This window comes from Pseudomonas sp. SLBN-26, from assembly GCF_006715895.1.
In the GTDB taxonomy this organism is placed as follows: Bacteria; Pseudomonadota; Gammaproteobacteria; order Pseudomonadales; family Pseudomonadaceae; genus Metapseudomonas; species Metapseudomonas otitidis.
In genome coordinates this window covers 299,038-316,761 of sequence record NZ_VFOB01000001.1, presented here as the reverse complement: position 1 = coordinate 316,761, position 17,724 = coordinate 299,038, and the positions used below count along the sequence as shown (strand labels likewise).

The 17,724-nt window shown below is 67.2% G+C and carries 17 protein-coding genes, 1 tRNA gene and 1 pseudogene; 9 read left to right on the top strand and 10 right to left on the bottom strand.

Translation table 11 applies throughout. The annotated features are described in order from the left end of the window. Positions 1-66: 66 nt before the first annotated feature. From FBY21_RS01545 to FBY21_RS01535, 3 genes are read right to left on the bottom strand one after another with little or no spacing between them, the layout of a single operon-like run. Positions 67-828 (bottom strand): SDR family oxidoreductase, encoded by a 762-nt coding sequence (locus FBY21_RS01545; RefSeq protein ID WP_142008126.1) that lies wholly within the window; start codon positions 826-828, stop codon positions 67-69. 1 nt (position 829) lies between these two features. Further along, a complete protein-coding gene (locus FBY21_RS01540; RefSeq protein ID WP_142008124.1) occupies positions 830-1,774 on the bottom strand; it encodes an alpha/beta hydrolase in 945 nt (314 codons plus the stop codon). Then, a complete protein-coding gene (locus tag FBY21_RS01535) occupies positions 1,758-3,227 on the bottom strand; it encodes a flavin-containing monooxygenase (RefSeq protein ID WP_142008121.1) in 1,470 nt (489 codons plus the stop codon). The genes FBY21_RS01540 and FBY21_RS01535 overlap by 17 nt, the downstream gene beginning before the upstream one ends. A 137-nt stretch (positions 3,228-3,364) precedes the next feature. On the opposite strand from FBY21_RS01535, the gene FBY21_RS01530 reads away from it, so the two are divergent. Continuing rightward, entirely contained in the window at positions 3,365-4,387 is a 1,023-nt protein-coding gene (locus FBY21_RS01530) for an AraC family transcriptional regulator (protein ID WP_142008120.1), read from the top strand. A gap of 66 nt (positions 4,388-4,453) precedes the next feature. On the opposite strand, the gene FBY21_RS01525 is transcribed toward FBY21_RS01530, so the two are convergent. Further along, a complete protein-coding gene (locus FBY21_RS01525) occupies positions 4,454-4,795 on the bottom strand; it encodes a ribonuclease E inhibitor RraB (protein ID WP_069561933.1) in 342 nt (113 codons plus the stop codon). Positions 4,796-5,069: 274 nt separating this feature from the next. Then, positions 5,070-5,657, bottom strand: a complete 588-nt coding sequence (locus tag FBY21_RS01520) for a hypothetical protein (RefSeq protein WP_142008118.1) — start codon at positions 5,655-5,657, stop codon at positions 5,070-5,072. 177 nt (positions 5,658-5,834) lie between these two features. Here FBY21_RS01520 and FBY21_RS01515 point away from each other — a divergent pair, with 177 nt between their 5' ends. From FBY21_RS01515 to FBY21_RS01500, 4 genes are all read left to right on the top strand, one after another. Next, positions 5,835-6,833, top strand: a complete 999-nt coding sequence (locus FBY21_RS01515; RefSeq protein WP_142008115.1) for a hypothetical protein — start codon at positions 5,835-5,837, stop codon at positions 6,831-6,833. A gap of 226 nt (positions 6,834-7,059) precedes the next feature. Then, positions 7,060-8,145: a hypothetical protein gene (locus FBY21_RS01510; protein ID WP_142008112.1), complete on the top strand. Its 1,086-nt coding sequence runs from the start codon at positions 7,060-7,062 to the stop codon at positions 8,143-8,145. A gap of 203 nt (positions 8,146-8,348) precedes the next feature. Beyond that, positions 8,349-8,948 carry a hypothetical protein gene (locus FBY21_RS01505; RefSeq protein ID WP_142008110.1) on the top strand — a complete coding sequence of 200 codons (600 nt, stop codon included), beginning with the start codon at positions 8,349-8,351 and terminating at the stop codon, positions 8,946-8,948. Between the two features lie 13 nt (positions 8,949-8,961). Then, positions 8,962-9,378 carry a hypothetical protein gene (locus FBY21_RS01500; RefSeq protein WP_142008108.1) on the top strand — a complete coding sequence of 139 codons (417 nt, stop codon included), beginning with the start codon at positions 8,962-8,964 and terminating at the stop codon, positions 9,376-9,378. A gap of 12 nt (positions 9,379-9,390) precedes the next feature. On the opposite strand, the gene FBY21_RS01495 is transcribed toward FBY21_RS01500, so the two are convergent. Further along, the gene (locus FBY21_RS01495; protein ID WP_074969339.1) at positions 9,391-9,681 is read right to left on the bottom strand and encodes a hypothetical protein; all 291 of its coding nucleotides are present in this window, start codon (positions 9,679-9,681) and stop codon (positions 9,391-9,393) included. A gap of 262 nt (positions 9,682-9,943) precedes the next feature. Between FBY21_RS01495 and FBY21_RS01490 the strand changes: the two genes are divergently transcribed. Both FBY21_RS01490 and FBY21_RS01485 read left to right on the top strand, forming a co-directional pair. Next, positions 9,944-12,742, top strand: a complete 2,799-nt coding sequence (locus FBY21_RS01490) for an autotransporter domain-containing protein (protein WP_160158546.1) — start codon at positions 9,944-9,946, stop codon at positions 12,740-12,742. Positions 12,743-12,755: 13 nt separating this feature from the next. After that, positions 12,756-13,601 carry an alpha/beta hydrolase gene (locus tag FBY21_RS01485; RefSeq protein ID WP_253543604.1) on the top strand — a complete coding sequence of 282 codons (846 nt, stop codon included), beginning with the start codon at positions 12,756-12,758 and terminating at the stop codon, positions 13,599-13,601. A gap of 3 nt (positions 13,602-13,604) precedes the next feature. Here the strand turns inward: FBY21_RS01485 and FBY21_RS01480 are convergent, their stop codons facing one another. From FBY21_RS01480 to FBY21_RS01465, 4 genes are all read right to left on the bottom strand, one after another. Next, a complete protein-coding gene (locus tag FBY21_RS01480) occupies positions 13,605-14,189 on the bottom strand; it encodes a GNAT family N-acetyltransferase (protein WP_142008103.1) in 585 nt (194 codons plus the stop codon). A 138-nt stretch (positions 14,190-14,327) separates the two neighbouring features. Continuing rightward, positions 14,328-14,987, bottom strand: coding sequence for a PIN domain-containing protein (locus FBY21_RS01475; protein ID WP_142008101.1), 660 nt, complete (start codon positions 14,985-14,987; stop codon positions 14,328-14,330). A 192-nt stretch (positions 14,988-15,179) separates the two neighbouring features. Then, positions 15,180-15,269: transfer RNA gene (locus FBY21_RS01470), tRNA-Ser, on the bottom strand. 93 nt (positions 15,270-15,362) lie between these two features. Beyond that, positions 15,363-15,581, bottom strand: a complete 219-nt coding sequence (locus FBY21_RS01465) for a hypothetical protein (protein WP_074969333.1) — start codon at positions 15,579-15,581, stop codon at positions 15,363-15,365. A gap of 202 nt (positions 15,582-15,783) precedes the next feature. On the opposite strand from FBY21_RS01465, the gene FBY21_RS01460 reads away from it, so the two are divergent. After that, the gene (locus tag FBY21_RS01460; RefSeq protein ID WP_044400244.1) at positions 15,784-16,473 is read left to right on the top strand and encodes a crotonase/enoyl-CoA hydratase family protein; all 690 of its coding nucleotides are present in this window, start codon (positions 15,784-15,786) and stop codon (positions 16,471-16,473) included. A 214-nt stretch (positions 16,474-16,687) separates the two neighbouring features. Further along, positions 16,688-17,713: pseudogene (locus FBY21_RS30125) on the top strand (cache domain-containing protein); the annotation flags it as partial. Positions 17,714-17,724 lie beyond the last annotated feature (11 nt).

Genomic DNA, 17,724 nt, shown 5'->3' with positions numbered 1-17,724 from the left:
CAGCATCCTTGCGGGCGCGGAGCGCGGCCGGCCAGCCTACCCCAGCTGGCACGGCCGGGCCATTCGTCACTCCCGGCTCAACACCTTCATGACCCAGCGGTTGACCCAGGCCGGCGAGAGCTGCCCGGCCAGGTACAGCAGGCGGAAGGTGACGCTGATGGGACGGTGCACGGCCGCACCCTGGGCCTGTTGCCAGCAGGCTTCGGCCACGTCCTCGGCCTGGAGGTTGACGCCGAGGCGACGCAGAGCCGGCGGCTCGAAGGTCTGCCGGCTGACCATGGGCGTGCGCACGAACGGTGGCATCAGGTCGCCGACGCGGATGCCATGGCGCCGCCACTCCAGTTCCAGCGCCTCGGTGAAACCGCGCACGGCGAACTTGGAGGCGGAGTAGCTGGCCATGTGCGGCGTGCCGTAGACCCCCGACGCCGACCCCATGTTGATGACCTGCGCGCCCGGCGTGGCCTTGAGGTAGGGAAAGGCGGCGTGGGTCATCTGCACCACGCCCTGCACGTTGATGGCGAGGATGCGCGCGTGCTCGGCCACGTCGATCTGCTCGAAATAGCCGAAGCGCAAAATGCCGGCGCAGTTGAACAGCAGGCGCAGCTGCCCGCCGTGCTGCCCGCAGAAGTCGGCCAGGGCCTGCTGCACGGCACCCAGGTCGGTCACGTCCAGCGCGCGGTGCCAGACATTGCCAAGGGCAGCGGCCTGGGTGGCGAGGGCCTCGGCGTCGCGGTCCAGCAGGCCCACCTGCCAACCGCGCTCGTGAAACAGCCGGGCGGTGGCGGCGCCGATGCCAGAGGCTGCACCGGTGATGAGGAGGGTGGTCATCTCAGCCCTCCTGCGGGTGGTCGAGCCAGTGGCGGATGAACCCGGCGGTGCTCGCCAGGGCCTCATCGGCGCTGCGCAGTATGCCGGCATGCGCCTGGAACACATGCCAGAGCCCGGGGTAGCGCTCCAGGCGGACCCAGCTACCCGCCTCGCGGAGCCTGGCCACCAGGCGCAGGCTGTCGTCGCGCAATAACTCATCCTCGGCCACCTGCACCAGCAGCGGCGGCAGGTGCCCGAGGTCATCGAACAGCGGCGACAAGGCCGGGTCCCGGCGCTCCATGCCCGGTGGGCAATAGAGGTCGGCGGCCAGCTCCATCCACTTCGGGTGGATCAGCGGGTCGCCGGCCGGTGGCTGGTGCAGGGCGTTGCCGCTGAGGTCGGTGACCGGCGAGTAGCACACCAGGGCAGCCGGTGCCGGCAGGCCGAGCTGGCGCAGGCGCAGGGCGGTGACCAGGGTGAGGTTGCCGCCGGCGGAGTCGCCGCCGATGACGATGCGCGAGGCGGCATGGCCGCGCTCCAGCAGGGCCTGGTAGGCCGCCACGGCATCGTCCCGGCCGGCAGGGAACGGGTGTTCCGGTGCCAGGCGGTACTCCAGCGCGCAGACGTCGATACCGGCGCGCTTGGCCAGGTTGCCGGCGATGGCACGGTGGGTGGCGGGCGAGCCGGTGATGAAGGCGCCGCCGTGCAGGTACAGCAGCACGGCGTCGCCACCGCCCGGTGGGCGGTGCCATTCGCAGGGTCGGCCGGCGAGCTGCGCCGCCTCGCGGGTGACGCCCCGGGGCGCCAGGGTGCTGGCGGTGAGCCCGCGCAGAATGGCCCGCTGCAGCGGGACCGGCAGCGGCGGACGCATCAACCCGCGGAACAGCAGCGTCAGGGCACCCCGCAGGATGCCGCGCAGGGCCGCCTGACTGGGCTCGGGGGCGGTGAAGTCAACGGACGCAGTCATAGTGTTCCAGCTCCAGGCGGCGGGTCTGCCGGCGGTAGGTGAAGGTGAAACCGGGCCAGTTGTTGGTGTTGCGCCCGTCGGCGGTCTTGTACCAGCTCTGGCAACCCTGCTCCCACACGGTGTGGCGCACGGCCTGCTGCAGGCGCTGGTTGAAGCGGTGCTGCACGTCGGGCTTGAGGTCCAGGTAGCGCAAGCCATCGAGGGCGCGGATGCCGTCGAGCACATAGCGGAACTGGCTTTCCAGCATGTAGAGGATGGAGTTGTGCCCGAGGTTGGTGTTCGGCCCGTAGAGCATGAAGAGGTTGGGGAAGCCGCTGACGCTGATGCCGAGGAAGGCCTCGGCGCCGTCGCGCCAGGCTTCGTTGAGGTCGCGTCCGCCTCGGCCACGCAGGGTCATGGGGGCGAGGAAGTCGGTGGCGGTGAAGCCGGTGCCGAGGATGATGGCGTCCACCTCGACGCGCCGGCCGTCACGGGCGATCACGGCATCCTCGGTGACTTCGCTGATGCCGCAGTCCACCACTTCGACGTTGTCGCGATCCAGGGCCGGGTAGAAGTCGTTGGAGATGAGGATGCGTTTGCAGCCCAGGGGGTAGTCCGGCACCAGGCGCTGGCGCAGCACGGGGTCGGCGATGCCGCGTGCGAGGTGCCGGTGGAAGCGTGCACGCATCAGTTTCATCAGCGGCGGGAACACCGAGAAGGCCAGCACCCGTGACTCGTGCTGCACGTACTTGAGCAGCCGGTCGACCTTCTGCAACGCCGGCAGGCGACGCATCAGCGCCAGCTCCCAGGGCCGGTAGGCGCGGTCGGGCTTGTGGATCACATAGGCCGCCGAGCGCTGGAACAGGCTCAGCCGGGCGACCTTGGGGGCGATCTGCGGGACGAACTGGATGGCACTGGCGCCGGTGCCGATCACCGCCACCCGCTTGCCCTCCAGGGAGTAGCCGTGGTCCCAGCGGGCGGAGTGGAACAACGCACCCCGGAAGCGCTCCAGCCCCGGCACCTTGGGCCAGGCCGGACGATTCAGCTGGCCGCAGGCACTCACCAGGGCGCGGGCACGGAAGGTCTCGCCAGCGGTGCTGCGCACCTGCCAGGTGCCGTCGCCTTCGTCGAAGGTTGCCTCGGCCACTTCACAGCCGAAGCGGATGTGGGGTCGCAGGCCGTACTTGTCGGCGCAGTGGCGCTGGTAGGCGAAGATCTCGGCCTGGGGCGCGAACTTGCGCGACCAGTCGGCCTTGGGCTCGAAGGAGTAGGAATACAGGTGCGAAGGCACGTCGCAGGCGGCGCCGGGGTAGCTGTTGTCGCGCCAGGTGCCGCCGACGTCATCGCCTTTTTCCAGGATCTGGAAATCGCGGATGCCCGCCTTCAACAGCTGGATCGCCAGGCCGATGCCACCGAAACCGGCGCCAATGATGAGTACGCGCAGGGGCGCGCCACTCGGGGAAGTGTTGGTCATTGTTATCTCCCGTTGGCTGGAACCGCGCGGCAGGTCCTGTCCGCGAGGCTGCATGCATCCTAGTTCCGCCACCGGGTTCGGGTTATGGCATAGTCGGACACCTGATTGTGAGTTCCGGACAACCTGCTCGTGCCACCATGACCTGCCCTGCTCCCACTTCCCATCGTCGCAGCGCCACCAGCGTGCAGCTGATGATCCAGTTCGGCCTCGACCACGGCCTGAGCCTGGAGCACTGCCTGGCCGGTACCGGGCTCGACTGGCAGCTGCTGGGCGACCCCGGCTCGGAGGTGAACGCGGCCCAGGAGCTGAGCCTGCTGCGCAACATCGCCCGGGGGCTGGGGGATCGTCCGGGCATCGGCCTCGACGCCGGCCGGCGCTACCGCCTGAACACCTACGGCATCTGGGGCTATGCGCTGCTCAGCAGCAGCACCTACCGCAGCGCGGTGGAGCTGGGCCTGCGCTACCAGGACCTGACCTATGCCTTCCATGGCCTGCGTATCGACGAGGTGGGGGACGAAGCGCAGCTGCACCTGATCCCCTCGTCGCTTCCCGAGGACCTGCGCGGCTTCGTGCTGGAACGCGACGTATCCGGCGCGCTCAGCGTGCACCGTGACCTGGCCGGGGGCGGCCTGCCGGTGCGCCGGGCCTGCTTCGCCCTCCCCGCTCCGGCCGACACCACGCCCTGGCGTGCGCTGCTGGGCGTGGAGCCGACCTTCGGCGCGGCGCACAACTGCATCACCTTCGACCGCGCCCTGCTGGACCTGCCCCTGCCCGGCGCCAACCCCCAGGCGGCCGCCTACTGCGAGGCCCAGTGCCGCGCCTTGCTGGACCGCCGCCGCCAACGCGACGGTTTCGCCAGCCGCATCCGCGACCTGCTGCTGGGCCGACCGGGCCAGCGGGTGGACATGGAAAGCCTGGCCGCCCAGCTGCACATGACTTCGCGCACCCTCAGGCGCCGCCTGGATGCCGAAGGCACCAGCTTCCGCCAGCTGCAGGACGAGGTGCTGGGCACCCTGGCCGAGGAGCTGCTGCGCTCCACCGCCCTGCGCCTGGAGGAGATCGCCGAGCGCCTGGGCTACGGCGAGGTGTCCAACTTCATCCACGCCTTCAAGCGCTGGAAGGGCGTCTCGCCCGGGCAGTTCCGCCGCGACGAACGCTGACCCGCCGCCTCCCAGAACGAAACCGGCCAACCCGAAGGTTGGCCGGCATGGGCAAGGAAACAGGGCTCAGCGCGGCTGCGCCGGGACCTCCTGGGTGACCCCCCAGCCATCGAGTACACCGCCCAGGGGAACCACCAGCTCCTCCAGGTCATGCTCGAAGTCGCCGATGCCGGCGTGGGTGGCGTACATCACCTTGCTCACTTGCAGGTGCCAGGCCCCGTCATCCCGTGGGGAGACCTGGGCGTTGAGCGATTCACCACGGAAATTGCGTGCGGCCATCCGGGCCCGGTCCTCATCGGGGAAGATGGCGTAGAACTCGATGGGGTGAACGCGGGCGAAATCGAAACCGCCCTCTTTCATACGGCGCAAGACATTGCTGCTGACGTCATCGTGGAAGGTGGTGCTCATGTTCAAGACCTCCTCTCTGGCGATGGATGAGTGTGACGCTGGGGTCGAGGGACTCGACCTGCGGCGCCTGGCGGCACCGCCCCACCCGTGCCCACGGACGCGGGCTCCGGGTGTGACCGGGCCCGAGGGGCCGGCCACGGCTTGGCTTGTACACAACGATCGACTGCATCGGTTTTCAGGGTAGCGCCCAGCGCGCAGCTCTGCCGGGGAGTATGGATGGAAGCCACCGGTCGGACGACGGGCGGCATCCCTACAGCACTGAATGGGAGGCGGCTCAGCGTACCTCCAGGCGGTACTCGATGTCCTGGACCGTCTTGCCGTAGGCGGCGCCGGGGCGGTTGTAGCGCCCACCGAACTTGAGGTTGTGGGTACCAGCGGGCAAAGGCGGCAGGAGAATCCAATAGCCGTCGGTGGCGGCCGGGTTGCCGAAACGCTTCGGCGCCCCGGCCGGCAGGCGCGCGTAGAGGTCGAAGCATTCCTGGGTGGCTACGCGGTACTGGGCCGGGTTCTCCAGCGCCTGGCCGTCCAGTTCGACGAACAGCTCCAGCGCCGTGTCGTTGTTCAGTGCGGCCCCCTGGCGCACCTGCTCGCAGCTCAGGGGCATAGCCGGGCGGGCGCGCCAGAAGACCATGTTGATCACCGGGAAGAACAGGTCCCCCTGCTGGCCCTGGGCGCAATGGGCACCGGTGGTATCGCGCAGCGGGTCCAGGTGCGCCGGCTGGGCCACCGCCCACTGCCACCAGGCGGCGGCGCGCTGGGCGTGGGTCTGGCCGTTCCACTGGCTGTCGACGGGCAAGGGGTGGGGGCTGGCCTGGGCGGCGGCGCATGCCAGCGAAAGAGCGAGGGCGAAGAGCGGTTTCATGCATGTCCTTATGAGCAAGTCCGGGCCTGGAGTGTGCGGTCTTGAGCCCTGCGACACTTTCGACTGCGTCCCAGTTGGCGAAATCAGAGGGCCAGCATTTCGCCGAGCAGCGGCCTGTGCTTCGCTGGTAGCCGGTCAGCAGAAGCTGACCGAATCATCAAGGACAAGGAACGAACGATGAATACACATGCAAAACGACTGCTGGCGGGACTCGGGCTGCTGGGCAGCCAGGCACTGATTGGCCACGTCAGCGCAGCAGAGCTGCTTGGCCGCTGGGACCTCAATGGCGACGGCACCCTGGAAAATGTGTACCGGGGCACCGGTGTACTGGAAGTGCGCAACGCCAGTGGCGCTCTGGAGCGCAGCTACAGCTTCGGCAACGTCACCTGGAACCTTGCGGCAGCGGCCAACACCGATAACCAGCCCGGGGCCGAGCTGATCGTCAAGGCCGGCCCGGACGTGGTGATCATCAACCACCCGAACAACACCCAGAACCGCTACACCCTGGGCAACGTGCTGTTCGACGTGGCCGGCACCGCGCAACTGGACGGTACGCCGGGCCAGGAAGTGATCGTCCGCACCGGCAATGCCCTGGTGCTCATCTCCGACACCAACCGCACCCAACGTGCTGTCACCGATGGCATCAGCGGCACCTGGCAGTACCAGGGCGCCTACACCCTGGCGGGCATGCCGTACGCCACCCTCGCCTACACCGCCGGTAACAGCCTGCGCCTGTACGACTACAACCTGCAGAGCGGGCGCGAGTTCCCCACCGACGGGATGACCAGCGTGATCGGCGTGGCGGACCTGAATGGCGTGGTCGGCAACGAGCTGGTGGCACGCTCCTCCAGCAACCTGCTGGTCGTCAGTGGCGGTGTGCAAGGTGCCGTGCTGAGCACCTACGCCGGCGGTACCGGCTCCAACTGGAGCGTCCACGGCGCATTCGCCGACACCGATGGCCAGCCCGGCCAGGAAGTCATCCTGGTGCTGCCGGGCAAGGTGCGCGTGGTGCATCAGCGCACCGGGCAGGCCAAGGACTATCCGGTATCGGGCACCTACGCCATCTACGCGGTGGCGGATCGCGATGGCGTGGCTGGCGCCGAGATCACCGTGGTCGACAGCGCCAATCGCACCTACGTCATCAACGACCGCCTCGGCACCATCCAACCGCTCTGACCCCCTCCGCTCCCGGCTCCTGCCGGGAGCACCCTTCCCAGGGTCTGTACGAGAAGTCTCCGGGCGCAGGTACTTTTCGTGCAGAGCCTAGTACGGATGTACTAGCCCACCGCCAAGCGTGAGCCGGTTGGCGTACCGTGACGGGCACCGTCGCTATGCTCGGCGACCTCGATCCCTGCCCGCTCAGCCCGGTGGGCCTCCAGGCCCGTCTCCAGAAGGAACGCCCATGAAGAACGGACTCCCCTGCCTCAGTCTCCTTGCCCTCTCGCTCGCCCTGCTCGGCGGCTGCGTGGCGCCGCCGTCGCTGATGGACCAGCAGCGTCAGTACGAACAGGAAGTGGTCAGCCAGGCCCGCCAGCTGCACGCCGCCACCGACGACCTGTTCGAGGCGGCGCTGGCCTCCGGCATGGCGGTGGTGGTGACCACCACCATCAACCTCGACAGCCAGCAGTACGACTTCGAGAACAATGACGACGCGGTGCGCTTCGAGAAGCTGCGTACCGGCACCGCCGTATGGCGCAACCGCGCCAACCCCAAGCGGGTGCTCCATGTTGGCAACAACATGAAGGCCGAGAAGATCGGCGTGCACGGCTCTCACTACCAGACCGTGTTCGGCCGCACCCTGTACCAGGTCTACATCGTCGAACCCGGCCAGTACGACCTGATGGGCAGCGTCTACAACTCTCCGCGCACCACCGCGCCCAACCCCCAGGCCAATCGCGACATCACCCCCTCCCCCCTGGGCCTGGTGACGCTGGTGGAGAAGGCATTCAGCGAGTTCGACCGGGGCCAGCGCTGGCAGGACCCGCAGTACCAGACCGAGACGGTGAACCAGAGCTATTGCGCAGCCGTACGAGTGGTCAGCGGCGAATGCGTGAGCTGGGGCAACAACGCCTACGACGTCACCCGGCAGACCTCGGCGGGTGGCTGGGTGGCGGACATCAAGGAACGCAAGGTGGCCAGCATCGAGGCCTACAGCGACCTGAAGAAACCCTTCGCCACCTTCGAGGTGGCCCCAGGCGAGGCGGTGCTGGTGGACGGCTTCTACCCGGAGGCCCCCAACATCGGCTTCGAGCAAAGCGACTGCCGGCGCGTGGCCAATGACAAGCTCGACTGCCAGCTCTCGGCGCTCTACATGGTGCGCATCCCCACCGGCCTGCAGGAGTTCCGCAGCGCCAGCGACCCGTCCAAGTACGGCTACATGAAGATGAGCAAGGCCCTGGCGAACCTGCAGTACCGCCCGGTCAAGCTCAACGCCAAGCCGGTCAAGGACGATTCCATCTGGGGCGAAACCTACGTGCTCGAGCGCTGAGCCGCTCCCGCGCCAGACAACACCCCCTGGGGTCCACGACTCCAGGGGGTGTTGCGTTCAGGGTCCAGGCCCATCGCATTGCGCACTGGCGCACAGTCCGCCAACAAGCACCCTGCCACTAGTCCATGCGCCCTATTCATGCCGCCCTGGAGGCTCGCTACCGTTCGCCCAGCGCCGCAGACCGGCATACCAGGGAAGACCGCATGAACACCAGGAACAGACTGATCGGGGCCGCCACGCTGGCCCTGCTGGCCCAGACCCCGCAATCGGCCCTCGCCGCGGACTGGTGGGTGATATTCGGCACGGGCGATTCACCGGAGCGCGACATGTTCTATGCCGACGCCCTGTCGGTGGCCGAGCAGCGCCGGGGCTCGGGCGAAACGGAGGCCCCGCGAAGCGTCGGGGTCGTGCAGGTGCTCGAATCCGCCGAGGCGCCGAACTTCGTGCACTACAGCATGCAGTTCCAGTGCCGCCAGCGCCTGGTGAAGTTCGACGGCATCACCGCCTACATGCGCTCCAACACCCCCTCCAACCTGGCCTCGCCGCAGGGCTGGAAACCGGTGCCACAGAGCTGGGTCGACCGCGCCTACACCTTCGCCTGCGACGCGCAGAACCGCGAAGGCAACGCCATGCTGCGGATCGGCAACACCACGGCGGACGTGCTGGCCCAGGTCACCCGTACGCAGATCTGGGGCCTCACGACCCCAGCAGCCTATGACCAGGCACCCGGCGCGGTGCGCAACGGCACCGACGGGGTGATGCGCGACCTCGACATCCTGCTCGGCAACCCGCCCAAGCGCTGAGGAGACGGCCCCCATGACCCTACGCGCCCTGTTCGCCCTGTTCGCCCTGCCCGCCGCCCTGTCCGGCTGCATCCAGATGGACACGCTCCCCGAGATACTGGCCCGCAACCAATGGATGGGGCGCCCTGCCGAAGACGCCATCAGCTACTTCGGCCGCCCCGACGAGATGACGCCCCTCGCCGATGGCCAGGTGGTGATGCGCTGGACCACCGACACCTCCTACTACCGCAGCGAAGTGGTGGGCAGCTCGACGGAGCAGCAGGGCAATGCCCTGGTCACCACCCACTACTGGGACAACGTGCACCACCCCAACCGCTGCATCATCTCCGTCACCGTCGACAAGACCCGGACCATCACCGCGTTCGAGGCCGATGACGGCGAATTACTGCTGTCCAGCGGGTGCGCCAGCATCCAGTACGGGCCACCCTGATCCCCCGGATCGTCACTCCTGGGCCATGCGCGCGCGGTAGCGGGCGATGGCCTCGTCGCTGACGTCCTCGCGAAAGCACAGGGGCGCCTCGCCGCCCGGCCGGTCATGGGCACTGCGCCGCCCGCAGCGGCTGCCGTTACGGGCGGTGCTGTAGGGACAGGGGCAGCTCCCCGCATAGCGGGCGATGGACGCCTCGATCAGCCGGCGCGCGATCTCGTCGTCATCGGGAGAGGGGGTGGTGGGTTGTGCCAGGGCCAGCGTGGCCAGGAAGGCCAGCGGCGCCAGCAAAAGGGAAGACTTCATGTCGGCAGCACTCATCATCCAGGTGATGAGGCAGATTTACCCAAAGGCAACATGCCATCAAGGAATTTTCTTACAAAGAAAATAGGGTTATATCTATTGCCATAGAAGACAGGACACGAATGCAAACCCATTCGACGATCCGTCCGGCAGCGGCATGGGGCATCGGGTACAGCGACCGGGGCATCGCGCTGGCATCCGGGACCTTCATGACCGCGGGCCACTGGTGTGCCCGCCATACGACCACCTGAACAGGGACGTCACCATGCGGCTGACCACCACCGCCTTTCCGCTCCGTCGCCTTGCCCAACACATCGCCCAGGCTTCGCTCCTGCTCGGCGCCTCTTCCGCCTTCGCCCTGCCACCGCCGTTGACCGGCTGTACCACGTCCGGCAACGTGGCCTCGCTGCAATGCGGCCCGACCGACATCCAGATGCAGGGCAACGCGGGAGCCTCTTCGCTGACCGTCACCGACGTGACGGCGAACTCGGTGGCGGTGCTGAGCAACCCCTCGGCCACCGGCCCCTTCACCCAGAGCCTGACCATCGACGGCACCACCGTGCTGAACCGCAGCGACTACCCGGCGGTGTACATGTACTCCAGCCAGGCGGGCTGGAACGCCAACCTGCTGATCGGCTCCGGCGTCAGCATCACCTCGGCCGGCCCGTTCGGCGCGGTCTGGCTGCGCTCGGAGAGCAACGACACGTCCACCCGCAATGAAATCCGCGTGGACAGCGCCGCCACCGTCACCAGCTACGGCGCCAACTCGGACGGCATCACCGCCACCTCCAACAATGGCCCGGTATCGGTGATCAACCGTGGGCAGGTGACGGTCGCCAACGGCCGCGGCCTGTACGCCGATGGCGGCTCGGCCAGCCTTGCGCCGGTGGATGTGGGCATCACCAACCTGGGCACGGTCCATGCGTTCCAGGCCGGCGCCCGGGCCATCAACTACCAGGGCACCGCACGCATCGACAACCAGGGCAGCGTGCGCTCCACCACCCGGCAGGGCCTGATCGCCTGGTCCGCCAACGGCGGTGCGGAAATCACCAACAGCGGCACCGTGGTAGCCGACCACTACGACGCGGTGGTGGCAGCCGGCACCGACGGCAATGTGAGGGTGACCAACAGCGGCAGCATCACCGCCAACCGCAACCCCAACCTGGCCCAGGTCAGCCCGGACTTCCACGGCATCAGCGCCTACACCAACGGCACCGGCACTGTGACCCTCACCAACACCGCCAGCGGCCTCATCAATGCCGCCCATGACGCGGGCATGGCGGCCGCCAGCGCCCAGGGCGCGATCAGCCTGTTCAACGCCGGGCGCATCAATGCCCTCACCGGCCTGCTGGCCGAATCCAACAGCGGGCCGGTGGACATCAGCAACAGCGGCATCCTCACCACCACCGGCGTGGGCATCCGCGTGACCTCGGCCAGCGGCGGCAGCGTGGTGAACACCGGCACCGTCGCCAGCGCCGCCACGGCCGTGCAGGTGGACAACGGCATTGCGCTGAACGTGGACAACCGGGCCGGGGGCACCCTCCTGGGGGGCGTTTCCCTCGGCACCCTGGCCAACCTGAACAACGCCGGCAGCCTGTACCTGAAGCAAGGCGCGACGGTCGCCAACCCGCTCGCCACCGGTTCGGCCGTTGCCAGCAGCGTGGGCGGCAACTTCACCCAGACCGCCAGCGGCACCCTGGGGCTGGCCGCGGCCGGCGGCAGCTACAGCACCCTGGCAGTGGGCGGCAGCGCCAACCTCGGCGGCACCTTCGCAGTGGACGTGAAGCCCACCTTCGCCGGCGGCGACCTGACCAACGTGCTGACGGCCAACGGCGGCGTCACCAACAACGGCCTGCAGGTCACCGACAACTCGTTGCGCTATGCCTTCTCCGCATTGTTCCGCAACAACGCGGTGGACCTGGTGGTGCGCGACACGGGCATGACCAGCATCAGCGCGGCCGTCTCCCCCAGCCAGCCCGGCGCACGGGGTGCCGCTTCGATCTGGGACTCCCTGCTGGCCAGTGGCACCGACTCGCCCGAGCTGGCCCAGGCGCTGAACAGCATCCTCGGCAGCGGCAATGCCAGTGAGGTCAATGACCGGGTCGAGCAGACCCTGCCACTGCTGACCGGCAACTCCCTGTCCCTGGCCCGTGACACCCTCGGCAGCGTCAACGCCGTGGTGCAGTCGCGCATCGACACCGCTCGCGGCCTGTCGTCAGGCGATGCCTTCCTGGGCGACCGCCACCTCTGGCTGAAGCCCTTCGCCACCCATTCCCGCCAGGACAGCCGCAACGGGGTGAACGGCTACAGCGCCGACACCCAGGGGCTGGTGGCCGGCCTCGACGGCAGCCTCTCGACGGACACCGACCTGGGCGTGGCCTTCGCCTACGCCAAGACCGATGTCTCCAGCCACTCCGGCGGCCCCAAGCAGAGCGCCGATGTGGACAGCTACCAGCTCATCCTCTACGGCCGCCACGCGCTGGATGCCCAGAGCGATCTGTCGTTTCAGCTCGACGGGGGTCGCATGAACAATGACGGGCGCCGGCAGATCGACCTGGCAGGCCTCAGCGCGAAGTCCGACTACACCAGCAAGACCGCTCACGCCGGGGTGGCGGTGGACCGCCGCTTCGCCCTGGCGCCGAGCACCACCTTCGCCCCGTCCATCCGCCTGGATTACACCTGGATCGAGGACGAGGCCTATCGCGAGAAAGGTGCCGGCGGCCTGGACCTGCAGGTGAAGTCCCGCAGCACCGACGCCCTGGTGCTCGGCGTGGACGGCACCCTGACCCACGCCCTGAGCGACCAGCTCAAGGTGAGCGCCAACCTCGGCGCCGGCTACGACCTGTACAACCGCGACGCCAGCATCACCTCGGCCTATGCCGGCGCGCCGGACGCGGCGTTCGTCACCTACGGCACCCATCAGTCGGCCTGGAGCCAGCGGGCCGGCGCCGGGCTGACCTACACCACCGCCACTGGCACCGAGATCACCGGCCGCTACGACGCCACCCACAAGGAAGGCTTCCTCGGGCAGACCGCCTCGGTGCAACTGCGCTGGATGTTCTGAGCAGGCCTGCGCCATGAACGCCCGGGCGCACCTGGCCCTGATGGTGCTGCTGGCCACCCTGGCCGGCTGCGCCACGGTGCCCTCCCCGGCCAAGCGCGCCCAACACGCCGATGCGCTGGCGCACGGCTGGGTGGCCGAGGACCTGGACGCAGGACGCTTCGTGCTGCGCAGCTACCACCCACGGCAAGGCGGCGCTGGCGGGGTGCTGACCGTTTACCTGGAAGGCGACGGGCTGGCCTGGCTCAGCCCCACCCTGCCCTCACCCGACCCGACCCCGCTCACCCCGCTCGCCCTGCAACTGGCCCTGGCGCAGCCGGACGGCAGCGCCGCCTACCTGGCCCGCCCCTGCCAGTTCGTGGGCACCCGCCACTGCACGACCCAGGACTGGACAGGGGCACGCTTCGCCCCGGACGTGGTGACCGGCACCAGCTACGCTGTGGGCCGCCTCAAGGCGAGCCTGGGGGCCAGGGAACTGGTGCTGGTGGGCTACTCCGGCGGGGCCGCCGTCGCCCTGCTGGTGGCGGCGCGACGCGAGGATGTGCGCCAGGTCATCACCGTCGCCGGCAACCTCGACCCGGACGCCTGGGCAGATTGGCACCGCGTCCCGCGCCTCACCGACTCGGACAACCCGGCACGGCACCACGACGAACTGCGAGCGCTGCCCCAGGTCCACCTGGTCGGCGGCCGCGACCCGGTCACGCCCGCCGAACTGGCGCAACGCTTCCAGGCGGCCAACCCCGCCGGGACACCGTCACAGCTTATCGAGATGCCCGGCTTCGACCATGGCTGCTGCTGGGCGCAGGACTGGCCGGCCCTGTGGAAACGCCATGCCTATAAAGGCAGCCCAACGCGCCGCTGAGGGTCAGTCGCCGCGCGATGAAGCCAGCAACGCTCGCCCTGCCGGATCGGTGGCCAGCAGGCTGTACTGGTGCAGGCTGAGGAAGCGGCCATCCTTGCACTCCACGTCCCGCAGGGTGCCCTCGAGCACGAAGCCGAGACGCTCCAGCAAACGGGCGCTGGCGGGGTTCTCGGGCTCCACATCGGCGTGAATGCGGTGCACGCCGAGGGTGGCCAGGGCGAAGCGGAGGATGCTAGGCAGGCAGGCCTGCATCAGGCCCTGACCCCAGTGCTCCGGCATCAGCCAGTAGCCGATGTCGAGGCTGCGGTCGGCGTGGGACCAGTCGTTGAAACCGCAGGCGCCCACCAACTCGTCCTGCCCCGGCAAGGCGATGCCCCACCAGATACCTCGGCGCTCCTCAAGGAGCGAGTCGTACCAGCGCATCTGCTCGTCCGTCGCCTCCAGGCTGTCGTAGGACACGCCGTAGTGGGCGATCACCTGGGGGTGGGACAACCCGGCGAAGATCGCCCCGACGTCACGGGGATGGATCCGTCGCAGCGTGCAGCGGGGCAGGAAAAACTCAGGAAACTCCACGGGCAGGTCCGCCATGGTCCAACTCTCAGGGCTTGATCAGGGCACGCATGCTCGCAACAAAGGACCAGGGAGCACAGGGACAGTAAGGACCGGGATGAGCGGAACAGAAGGGTTCATGGCGAACCCGAAAGACCTTTAAAGCGGAGCCCCGCTTCAGGCGCTCTTGGGCAAGGCGTAGGAGACCTTCGTGCCTTTCTCCACGATCAGGCCACGCTTTCGCAAGGCGTTGTAGATGGACTGGATGTCTTCGACGGACTGCTTTCCAAGCTTTGCACGAATGGTGTTGAGCAACGTTTTCACCGTTCCGGGACGAGAGCCCTTTCGGCCAATCAGGTCGGCAATCACCGCACGCACCTCCGCCTCATCCACCGGATTGACCTTGGCCTTGGGTGGAGCAGAAACGGGCTTCAATTTCGGCGCTGGCTCCGGAACCGCCTTGGGCACGCAGAAACACGGCATGGCTTCAATGAGCTCGGATCGTGCCGCGAATACCCCCTGGTTCTTCAGGTGCTTGATCAGAGGGTCGAAACCCTTGTCCCGGGAAATCACGTGAAAGAACGCGTCAGGCTCTTGGACAGTCAGTTGTCCCAAGTAGAACGCGATATGGAAATCGAGTGCGTTCTGCCCAGGCGTTCCAAGCTGGATGTAACCGGCGCGATCTCCCAGACGCTGGATGCCTAACGCCAACTCGACGGGCAAGCGCGTATTGTTTGGCCCGAGAAAGACCTTGACCTTGAAATGGGGAGGCTGGAGCAGTTCCAGGGAATTGACCTGGACATTTTCGTAATCGATGAGGACGTAGTTGGTGCGCATCCCTGCAACCCTGGCTTATGGCAACGAGGCATTCTGTGCCAGCAGAGGGGCGCGTAGAAAGAGGGAGGCACCGTCCTGATCTAGACTGGAAAACGGCGTTTTGGCCCTAAAAATGGTCCTAGCGCATCTAGCCAGAAAAGCAAAAACCCCTGACTTCACTAGGAATATCAGGGGTTTGCTTGTATCGGAAAGTGGCGGTGAGGGAGGGATTCGAACCCTCGATACGGTTTCCCGTATACACACTTTCCAGGCGTGCTCCTTCAACCGCTCGGACACCTCACCGGAATCTCTCTGAGGCGTTGGCCCCGTCGAGGTGCGCTAATTTAGTGGAGTGTTTTCCGGAATGCAAATATTTTTTTGAGAATTTTCATGCGCTTATGGCCGACGCCCGGATTCGGCATCAGCACGGTGCGGGGCGTCATCGAATTTAAGGCTGCCGAAGAACACGAAGCCGAACGAGACCACGACGCCGAGCACGAACAGCAGCAGCACGCCCATTGGGCTTTTCAGGGTGGCACTCTGGGCGAGCAGCACGGAACCACCGAGCAGGATGAGCGCGAGGATGATGGCAGCGCGGTTGATCCACTTGTCCATAAGACCTCCTGGAATGGCGAACGCTGCCACCCTAGGGAAGGGGCGCGCCAGGGGCCAATTGGTCTTGGGTATCGGCCTGATAGAAAACCTCGCGGACGCGCTGAAGCCCGCATGGTGGCTGACTTGCCAGTCAGCCAAAGCGCTTTACCTGCCCACCGCCCGTGGGTAACGTCTGCCGCATTCCACAACAAGGACTCCCGCCATGAGTGAGCTGATCTCCTACCAACTCGAAGACGGCATCGCCACCCTGACCCTGTCCAACGGCAAGGTGAACGCCATCTCCCCGGATGTGATCGCCGCCTTCAATGCCGCGCTGGACCGCGCCGAGCAGGACCGCGCCATCGTCATCCTCACCGGCCAGCCGGGCATCCTCTCCGGCGGCTATGACCTGAAGGTGATGACCTCCGGCCCGCAGAACGCGGTGAACCTGGTCGCCGCCGGCTCCACCCTGGCCCGCCGCATGCTGGCCCACCCCTACCCCATCATCGTTGCCTGCCCTGGCCATGCCGTAGCCAAGGGTGCCTTCCTGCTGCTGTCGGCCGACTACCGGATCGGCGTCGAAGGGCCGTTCAACATCGGCCTGAACGAGGTGCAGATCGGCATGACCATGCACCACGTGGGCATCGAACTGGCCCGTGACCGCCTGCGCAAGTCCGCCTTCCACCGCTCGGTGATCAACGGCGAGATGTTCGACCCGCAGGGCGCGCTGGACGCCGGCTTCCTCGACAAGGTGGTTCCGGCCGAAGCATTGCTGCCGACCGCCCTGGCGGCCGCGCAGCAGTTGAAGAAGATCAACATGACCGCCCACCGCAACACCAAGCTGAAGGTGCGCAAGGCACTGCTGGAAACCCTCGACCAAGCCATCGAGCTGGACAAGCAGCACCTGGGCTAAGCGCCCCCGGCAAGCCCCCGAAGCCCGGCCCAGCGCCGGGCTTTTTCATGCCGGCGGGTCGCGCTCGCTCAGCGGAGCGGTTGTGGAGCGCCGCTCATTTTCCGACGGGTGATGGCACGTTGACAGGTGAGCTTGGCAAACCTGTATTACTTTTAATGCGTGGGGCAGTCAGGGACGGTAGCCGCCAGCCTTCCATCCGCTTGGGGAGTCCCGAATGAGAATCGTCCACAAGGTCAGCCTCGCCGCAGCCGCCGTGCTGTTCCTGACCACCGCGCTGTTGTCCCTCTCCCAGGTGAGCCAGGTCCGCGAGACGCTGCGCGCCCAGACCGAGTCCAACATTTCCGAAAGCAGCAACGCACTGGCCCGGCAGATCGAGAACTGGCTCAACGCCAAGCTCCGCCTGATGGACCTCATGGCGCAGAACGTCGACAGCCAATACAGCCCCGAGCAGACCCAACGGGTGTTCGATTCGCCCATGCTGCGCAACGAATTCATCCTGGTATTCGGTGCACTGGAGGCAGACGGCAAGCCGATCAAGAACGATGCGTCCTGGCAGCCCAAGCCGGACTGGGACGGTCGCCAGCGCCCCTGGTACGCAGTCGGCAAGAACGGCAGCCAGGCCGTGCTCACCGAGCCCTACACCGACTCCACCACAGGCGAGATCCTCATTTCTGCCGTTGCGCGCATCACCGATGCCGGCAAATTCCTCGGTGTGATGGGCGGTGACATCCGCCTGAAGACCGTGGCCGATGCCGTCAACACCCTGGATTTCAACGGCGCCGGCTATGCCTTCCTGCTGAGCCGCGACGGCAACATCATTTCCCACCCGGACACCAAGCTGAACGGCAAGTCCTACAGCGAGCTGTTCGACGGCAAGAGCCCGGCGCTGCGCAAGGAGCTGCAGGAGGTGGAAGCCGGAGGCAAGAAGCTGCTCGTCTCCTTCACCCCGCTGCCCAACCTCAAGGGGATGGACTGGTATATCGGCGTGGTCCTCGACCAGGACAAGGTGATGGCCGAGGCCAATGCCCTGAGCTGGCGCGCCGTGATCGGCACTGTGCTGGGCGTGGTGATCAGCCTGGTGGTGCTCAGCCTGCTGGTGAAGAGCCTGCTGCGCCCGCTGGACGGTCTGGCCGCCTCGCTGCGCGAGATCAACAGCGGCGAGGGCGACCTGACCCGGCGCCTGCCGGCCGAGGGCAATGACGAGATTTCCGTGCTGTCCCGCGAGTTCAACGGCTTCCTGCAGAACCTGCA